This is a genomic window from Hyalangium sp., assembly GCF_045802625.1.
Classification (GTDB): domain Bacteria; phylum Myxococcota; class Myxococcia; order Myxococcales; family Myxococcaceae; genus Hyalangium.
This window is the reverse complement of sequence record NZ_JBJMQP010000238.1, coordinates 21174-27640: the sequence shown is the minus strand read 5'-3', so window position 1 is coordinate 27640 and position 6467 is coordinate 21174. Positions and strand designations below refer to the sequence as shown.

The following is a 6467-nucleotide window of genomic DNA, read 5'->3' as shown; positions in this document are numbered from 1 at the left end:
GTGTTGGTGGTGGTGTCGATCTGGCTCAGGCCGTTCTCCGTGGTGTTCGAGACGAAGAGGAAGCGTCCATCCGGTGAGAGCGCGTCCGCGGGGCTGCCATTGCTCGGCCCCAAGGCGATGGAGGCGCGCTGCGCGGGTGCCGCCGGCAGCGTGAGATCCACCACCAGCTCCTGCCGCACGTGGGCGTCCGCGTCGTTGAAGGCTCCCAGCGTGACGTACAGCGTGTTCCCGCCCGGCCCCGTCACCAGGTGAGACACCTCGGCCTTGGCCTCGTCCGTCCCCCCCAGCGTCGCGGTGCAGTCGGGCCCGCGGTAGCGCAGCGGCACCTCGCGGGCCAGCGAGTCCGAGCTCGCGTCCACCACCGCGAGCTGGCCCACCTGACACGCGGCGCCCGGAGACGTGGCGCTGCCCTCGCGCGGGGACGCCTGCACCGAATAGAGGTAGCGCCCATCCCAGTATGCCTGCGTGAAGCCTCCTCCCCGGCCTCCCGTGGGAATCACCTTCGCCGTGGGCGGCGTCGCGTCCAAGTCCACCGAGACGATGGAGCCCGAACCCGTGAGGTTGCAGTAGGCATGGCCCGACACCTTCGAGGTAGCGCAGCCATGCGGCAGGAGCGGCGCGCTCAGCGAACACGCGAGCCCCAGGCTCCCCGCCGAGAACGTCTGCACCTTCTGGATGTTCCGCACGTCCGAGTAGTCGTAGACGCTCAGCACATCCTCACAGTCGGCGATGTTGCTGATGACCACGCGCTCGCGCGTGTTGCTGAAGCTGGCCTTGTGGTGGCCGATGCCCAGGCTGACCTCGCCCACGGGCTGGAGGTACGTGGGGCTGCCCTCCGTGGCATCCACGAACAAGGCCGTGCTGGAATTCAGCCTGTTGCCCACTCCGTCGTTGAGCGTGAGCCAGTAGCGCTTCCCGCCTCGCGCCGGGCTCACGTACGAGTGCGTCGGGCGCGTACCTCCCATCGAGGAAGAGGAGAAGCGGGCGCGCTCCTGCAGCGTGCGTCCGTCCACCGCGAGCACCTCGTTGCGGCTGGAGAGGTTCATCAGCAGCGTGGCGTCCTCCATCACCTGCAGGTCCGCCGGGCCGGAGATGTCCGGCACCGTGCCGGTCCGCTTCTCGCCCGTCTCGAGATCGATGGCGACCAGCGCTCCCTCGGAGGCCGCGAAGAGCGTGGGGTTCAGAGGCTCGGGGGCTGGAGCCGGGGTCGGCTTCGCATCGCCTCCACACGCGGCCAGCGACGCAGCAGCGCTCAGGGACAGCAGGGTTCGCATCCAGCGTGACATGGGGCTCCTCATGGCGACGGTCCGCTCCACATCGTACCCCGGGTGAGCCTCGCCCCTGCTCCTTCGGAGGGTGCGCGAGCCCTCGCTACTGCGGAGGTGGGTACTTCTGCAGCTTGCGCTGGAGCGAGCGCCGATGGAGCCCCAGCCGCCGAGCCGCCTCGGAGATGTTGCCTCCGCAGTCGGCCAGCACGCGCTGGATGTGCTCCCACTCGGCCCGGGCCAGGGAAGGGGCCTGGACATCCTCCGCCACGGCAGGGCTGGGCTCGCCCAGGCCTCGCGCCAGCGCCACGAGCAGATCATCCACATCCGCGGGCTTCGGCACGTAGTTGAGCGCACCCAGCCGCACCGCCTCCACCGCCGTGGCGATGCTGCCGTAGCCCGTGAGCACCAGGATGCGCGTGGAGGCATCCAGCGCTCGCAGCTCGCGCACCAGCTCCAGCCCGCTGCGCCCCGGCATCCGCAGGTCCACCACCGCCAGCTCCGGAGACTCCTGCCGCGCGGCGGCGAGCGCCTGATCCACCGAGCCCGCCGTCACCACCTCGTAGCCGCGCTCGCGGAAGGCGCGCGCCAGCCGCTCGCGGAAGACCTCGTCATCATCCACGAGCAACAGCGAAGGGGCGTCGGAGGCTCTCGAAGGCACCATGGCGGGCCGGGCTCACGCGCCCGAACGTGGGAAGCTCGCCCCGCCGGGTTCCAGGGACAACGGGGCAAATTGTCGCAGGCGCTCCACCGGCCAGCTCATCTCCACGCGCGTCCCCCGGCCCGTAACCGAGCGCAGCTCCAGCTTCCCCCCCAGCTGGTCCAGCACCGCTCGCGCCAGGAAGAGGCCCAGCCCCATCCCCTCGCCCGGAGGCTTCGTGGTGAAGAAGGGCTCGCCCGCTCGCGCCAGCACCTCCGGTGGCATGCCCGCGCCTTCGTCCTCCACGGCGAGCCGCCAGCCCGCTGCCTCTCGCACGAGCCCCAGCCTCACCGGAGTCCCCTCCGCCGACGCCTGGAGCGCGTTCTTCACCACGCCTCGGATGGCATGCGTGAGCGCTCGAGCCGGCAGCGGCACCCCCTCTTCCTCGCAGCTCCTGTCCACCTCCACCTGCACCCGCTCGCGGCCGCGCAGGCCCTCCAGCGCCTGCTCCAGCAGCGCCGCGGGCCTCACGGACACGAAGGCTTCGCCCCGGCTGGCCCCGGCATCGGCCGCCATCTGCGCGAGGATGTCGTGGCAGCGCGCCACCTGCTGGCGGATGAGCTGCGCGTCCTCCCGCCCCGCGGGCGAGAGCTCCACCCGCCGCTCCAGCTCCCGCGCCACCACGGCGATGGTGGACAGCGGCGTGGACAGCTCGTGCGCGGCCCCAGCGGCCAGCGTGGCCAGGGCGGCCAGCTTCTCGTTGCGCGCCGTCACCGCCCGCGCGGCCACCAGCTCCGCCTCGCGCTCGCCCAGGGCCCGCGTCACCCGCTGGACGAAGTAGACGATGAAGCCCGAGGCCACCCCGAAGGCCAGCCACATGCCCTCCAGGTGCAGCGGCACGTCATTGATGTGGTGGTGCGAGGCCCCCGGGTTCCCTCCCGGAACCCACAGGTGCCCGGCGAAGAGCGCCCCGAAGCACGCCAGGGCCAGCGCCACCAGCGCCCACGTCCACCGCGCATGCAGCACCACCGCCGCCAGCGCGATGTGCACCAGGTACAGCGTGCTGAAGGGGTTGAACGGGCCGCCGCTCAAGTCCAGCAGCACCGTGAGCAGCACCACGTCCAGCGCCATCACCGCCCACAGCATCCACTCGCGGCTCTCTCTCGGGCGGCGCGCCCACAGCCCCAGCCCCGCGTTGCTCACCGCCGCCACGCCCACCGTGGCGAACAGCGGCCCCAGCGGCAGCGGCATCCCCAACCCCAGGCGCGCCAGGAGGATCAGCGCCACCTGCCCCACCACCGCTCCCCAGCGCAGCCTCAGCAGCCACGAGAGATTGATGGCGTGCGCGTCGCGCACCTCACGGTCCCCCGAAGGACAGCTGGAACTGGCGGTAGATCATCATCCCCACCACCACCAGGATGAGGAAGAAGATCATCCCCGCCAGCAGCTGCACCTTGGAGGAGCTGGACTGCGCCACCGCGGGCTTGAAGGTGACTGGCGAGGCCGTGGCCAGCCGCACCACCTCGTCCCGGCCGCGCTGGGCGTACAAATCCTCGGGCGCCTGCGCCAGGCGGATGCGGTACAGGCGGCCCGCCATGGCCAGCTCGCCCCGTCCCATCGCCAGCGACAGCAGCCGATCATGCGCGTCGCGGTCATCCCACCGCTCGAGCACCGAGAGCCACGCGGCGCGCAGGGGCTCGGAGAGCTGCTGCTCCCCCGGAGTGAAGTTGGCGTACACCAGGCCGCACGAGGCACAAGCCTCCGCGCCCTCCTTGCGCGCCGCGATGCACTTGGGGCAGAAGCCGGCGGGCACCGCGAAGGGATCCTCCGAGCGCGCCAGCGCCGCCGCCTCGCGCACCTGCCCCTCCGAGGGCCGCAGCGCCACCACCTTCAGCGAGGGCACCGTGCTGCTCCGGGGCGCGGGCGCCTCTTGCGAGGCCGCCTCCGCGTTCGTCTGCGCCACCGCCGCGACGAGCGCCTCCTCGGGCCGCGCGCGGCTCTCCTGGCCACAGCGCGCGCATGTCATCACCAGCACGCCCAGCTCCACCCGGAACGCCGCCGGTGGAGCCAGCCGCTCGCAGGCATCGCAGAGGTACCTCATGACAGCACCTCCCGGAGTGGAATGGGCATGGCGCAGCCGATCAGCGCCAGCAGGCACAGGGCGCAGATCCACTTGCGCCCCCGGCTCAGGGGCACCCCTGGCTCCAGCACCTCGGGGTGCCCGAAGCCCACCAGCTTGCTGGTCACCACCAGCCACACGCCCCAGGACGCCGTGGCGAACAGCATCAGCAGGAACAGCACCGCCGCCACGCCCTTGCCCACCCACCGCGCGCGCGCGCCGAACACCGCGAAGGCCAGGTGCCCCCCGTCCAGCTGCCCCACCGGCAGCAGGTTGAGCAGGGTGACGAGCAGGCCGAACCACGCGGCGATCACCACCGGGTGGATCAGCACGTCCTTGCCCTCGGGCAGCGGCCCCACCGCCAGCCACGTCAGCCCCTTCATCAGCAGGCTGTCGCCGAAGACGAGCTGCGACTGGTGCACGGCGAGCGCCTCCGGCCCGGGCATGGAGTGGGTGAGCTTCGCCATGAGCCAGGAGAACAGCTCACGCAGCAGCACCCAGAGCGAGTTCTCCCCGGGGAAGGCCGCCTGCACCGCCGGCGAGTCCACCACCTGCGAGTGGCCCAGCCCCCAGAAGAGGATGGGCAGCGCCACCACCAGCCCCGCCAGCGGCCCCGCCGCGCCAATGTCCACCAGCGCGTTGCGGTCGGGGATCCGCCCTCGCAGCCGGATCACCGCCCCCAGCGTGCCCACGCCAATACAGGGCAGCGGGATGAAGTACGGCAGGCTCGTCTCCACCTTGTGGATCCGCGCCAGCACGTAGTGCCCCATCTCGTGCGAGCCGAGGATGGCCAGCAGCGCCAGGCTGAAGGCGATGGCGTCACCCCGCATCTGCAGGTTGCTGAAGAACACCGTCAGCACCTGCCAGGGCAGCACATTCCCAAAGGAGACCAGGTACGCGCTGAGCGTGGCCCCCACGGTCAGCACGAACAGCAACAGGTGCAGCCACAGCCGCGAGGCGGGACGGGCGGTAACGTTCTCCATGAGGTGCCGGAAGTCTGGCTACCAAGGCCCCCCTCCCTTTGCAACGCGAGGCCCGGACCCTGGAAAAAGGGGATTCTTCCCTGAACGGATCTTGACTCTCAGGAGCCATCTGCTACGTAGCCAGCGCGCTTGAGGGGCGACTAATCAACAGGGGCCTCGTACTGCCGGGCATCCCCAATCCCGCAAGCCTACCATCTGGGAGGAAGACACAAATGAAGAAGGCCATTCTGTCCGCCGTTGCCGCGATGAGCCTCGTGGCGTGCACCAGCGTCGAGAGCGCCGTCGTTTCGGGCGCCGAGGTCTCCGCCAACGGTGGCGAGGCCGTCGCTGTGGTCCAGGCCAACGCCCTGGGCCTGACCGCCATCTTCCACATCGTCGACCTGGTCCAGAGCGACCTCGACACCGTGGTGAACAAGCTCCTGGTGGCCGAGGCCAAGGCCATGGGCGCCTCCAAGGTGGACCTCAAGGGCGCGAGCACCACCCCCCGTCACGGCATCTACGCGCTGACCGGCGGCATCATCGGCATCACCAACTCCACCGCGATGGGCATCGCCGTCAAGTAAGCCCGTCGTCGCAGGCTCTGTTTCTTCAAAAGGCCCCCTGGCAACAGTGGGGCCTTCTTTCTTTTCCACCTCCGCTCTCTCCCGCTCCCCCATGCGCGCCCGCCTCCTGTTGTTCGCCCTCCTGCTCCTCGCGGGCTGCAGCAAGCAGTCCGAGCAGGCCTCGCTGCTGGCCGAGGTGAAGCGGCGCCTGATCGAGCGGGACGCGCGGCTGAGCAGCTACCGGCTGGAGGGCCGCACCAGCGAGCAGGGCGCCGAGCCGGTGGGCTTCACCTTCGCCTACCGCGCGCCCCAGAAGATGCGCGGCACGCTGGCCGCTCCCATCTCCCGCACCTTCTCCTGGGACGGCGAGCGCCTCTTCGAGCAGAGCGACGCGGACAAGCGCTTCACCACCTTCCAGAACCAGCTCTCTCCGGAGCGGCGCGCCGGCTTCCTCACCGAGACGTTCGCCCCCTTCACCCCCGAGGGCTTCCACGCGCCGCTGCTGCCCTCCAGCATGAGCGTGAAGCGGACCCAGCACCCGCGCGCCCCGGAGGCGGTGGAGCTGTCCGCGAAGGTGGCCGAGCCGGGCGCCGAGAGCCTGGAGGTGGCCTACACGCTGCGCTGGCCCTCGCTGGACTTCCTGGGCAAGCAGACGCGCCTGCCGGACGGCACCGTGGTGGAGGTGCGCGTGGAGCAGGAGCACTGCGAGAAGGCGATCGAGCTCTGCGTCCCCCAGAAGCTCACCCGCTGGGTGAAGGGCGAAAACGTCGGCGAGACGACGCTCTCCACGGTGGAGCTCAACCCGGCCCTGCCCAATGACACCTTCACGCTCGCGGCGCCGCAGGGTTACGAGGTGCAGACGAAGACATTGGTGGACTCCGCCGGGAAGTAGCCTCGCGCCTTGCCCCCAGGCCGCAC

7 protein-coding genes are annotated in these 6467 nt (G+C 70.8%); 2 read left to right on the top strand and 5 right to left on the bottom strand.

Going from position 1 to position 6467, the window contains the following annotated elements; genetic code table 11:
* The 5 genes from ACJ8AT_RS37125 to ACJ8AT_RS37105 all read right to left on the bottom strand — a co-directional run.
* On the bottom strand, nt 1–1286 hold a 1286-nt coding region (locus ACJ8AT_RS37125), incomplete at its 3' end, for a YncE family protein (RefSeq protein WP_407742712.1).
* Between the two features lie 85 nt (nt 1287–1371).
* Nucleotides 1372–1929, bottom strand: a complete 558-nt coding sequence (locus ACJ8AT_RS37120; protein ID WP_407742711.1) for a response regulator transcription factor — start codon at nt 1927–1929, stop codon at nt 1372–1374.
* A 12-nt stretch (nt 1930–1941) separates the two neighbouring features.
* The gene (locus tag ACJ8AT_RS37115; protein WP_407742710.1) at nt 1942–3261 is read right to left on the bottom strand and encodes an ATP-binding protein; all 1320 of its coding nucleotides are present in this window, start codon (nt 3259–3261) and stop codon (nt 1942–1944) included.
* A 1-nt stretch (nt 3262) separates the two neighbouring features.
* Entirely contained in the window at nt 3263–4006 is a 744-nt protein-coding gene (locus ACJ8AT_RS37110; RefSeq protein WP_407742709.1) for a hypothetical protein, read from the bottom strand.
* A complete protein-coding gene (locus ACJ8AT_RS37105) occupies nt 4003–5007 on the bottom strand; it encodes a site-2 protease family protein (RefSeq protein ID WP_407742708.1) in 1005 nt (334 codons plus the stop codon). The genes ACJ8AT_RS37110 and ACJ8AT_RS37105 overlap by 4 nt, the downstream gene beginning before the upstream one ends.
* A gap of 212 nt (nt 5008–5219) precedes the next feature.
* Here ACJ8AT_RS37105 and ACJ8AT_RS37100 point away from each other — a divergent pair, with 212 nt between their 5' ends.
* Both ACJ8AT_RS37100 and ACJ8AT_RS37095 read left to right on the top strand, forming a co-directional pair.
* The gene (locus tag ACJ8AT_RS37100) at nt 5220–5570 is read left to right on the top strand and encodes a hypothetical protein (RefSeq protein WP_407742707.1); all 351 of its coding nucleotides are present in this window, start codon (nt 5220–5222) and stop codon (nt 5568–5570) included.
* A gap of 91 nt (nt 5571–5661) precedes the next feature.
* Nucleotides 5662–6441 (top strand): hypothetical protein, encoded by a 780-nt coding sequence (locus ACJ8AT_RS37095; RefSeq protein WP_407742706.1) that lies wholly within the window; start codon nt 5662–5664, stop codon nt 6439–6441.
* Nucleotides 6442–6467: the final 26 nt, after the last annotated feature.